Genomic DNA, 1,083 nt, shown 5'->3' with positions numbered 1-1,083 from the left:
TTCCTTTATCGTTGCTTCAAAGGTAAGTGGCAATGACCAAAGGGAATCCAATGTTTGAAGGACTGCCATTTGTTTGCTGCGGTCCTCCATAAAGTTCAGAAGTCTTCACTCCTGCCAGCGTCCCGTCCGGGTCCGACTGGCGAGCTTAGGCCATCCTTGGCCACGCCACCGTGACGACCTCTTCACTTGGTTAAGAAAAGAATGGATAATTGTTTATTTGGGCGCCTCGAATCCGTTAGTTGATAGACGTTTGTTTCTCGAACGACCGCGCTATCCGCTCCAATCTTTCCAATCGATTTGTTGACCAAAATAATTTAGTTTACGGAAAGGATTTCCGCTACTATCGCTGGCGCAAGGGGCTTTAGTTTGTAAATCTTTCAAAAAAAGACTTGAAACAACTTGATGAAAAGTTTTTCATTAAGACATAACTAATGGTTAGAATATTACTATGAAAGTTTTGCTAGACATCAAAGACAATAAAGCTCAGTCGCTAATGGAAGTATTGAAAGGACTTTCTTATGTTAAAACAAAGACTATCACAGATTCGAATGCGGAATTTCTAGAAAATGCGAGAACAGCTGTAGATGAAATGAATCTAGTGAAGGCTAAAAAAATAAAACCGAAGGTTGCTAGAGATTTTCTAAGTGGAATATAATGTTTTTACACTACCTAGCTTTGAACGGCAAACTAAACGTCTTATAAAAAAATATCCTTCTTTAAGGCAGGAATTGCTAACTCTTGTTGATTCATTAAGACTTAATCCGTTTCAAGGAACTTCACTTAACAACAACTGTCATAAGATACGGATTCCAATTGCTTCAAAAGGAAAAGGAAAATCCGGCGGAGGAAGGGTCATTACACACACACAGTGATTAAGGATCGTTCGATTTATTTAATCTTGATTTACGATAAATCCGAAATCAATTCCATCTCAGACAAAGAAATAAACGATATACTTAAAGAAATTTCTTAACATTCCCTCCCTACCCATCCGATTCCCAAAAGGATGGTCTCTCTTCTCCTCTGTATTTCCCTCCTTCTTAACACCTATTCCCTGCTAAATTCTAAATCCCTTCTCTTCGA

At 38.7% G+C, this 1,083-nt stretch carries 1 protein-coding gene and 1 pseudogene; both read left to right on the top strand.

What is annotated here, in order from left to right; genetic code table 11:
• Window positions 1-448: 448 nt before the first annotated feature.
• Complete coding sequence (locus tag EHQ31_RS18315) at window positions 449-655, top strand: hypothetical protein (RefSeq protein WP_135568303.1); 207 nt, start codon at window positions 449-451, stop codon at window positions 653-655.
• A pseudogene (locus EHQ31_RS19005) lies at window positions 645-973 on the top strand (hypothetical protein). Before EHQ31_RS18315 ends, EHQ31_RS19005 begins: the two are co-directional and overlap by 11 nt.
• The last annotated feature ends 110 nt before the right edge of the window (window positions 974-1,083 follow it).

The sequence above is a fragment of the Leptospira montravelensis genome (assembly GCF_004770045.1).
Taxonomy (GTDB): Bacteria; Spirochaetota; Leptospiria; order Leptospirales; family Leptospiraceae; genus Leptospira_A; species Leptospira_A montravelensis.
The sequence above is the reverse complement of the archived record's forward strand: the minus strand, read 5'-3'. Positions and strand labels throughout refer to the sequence as shown.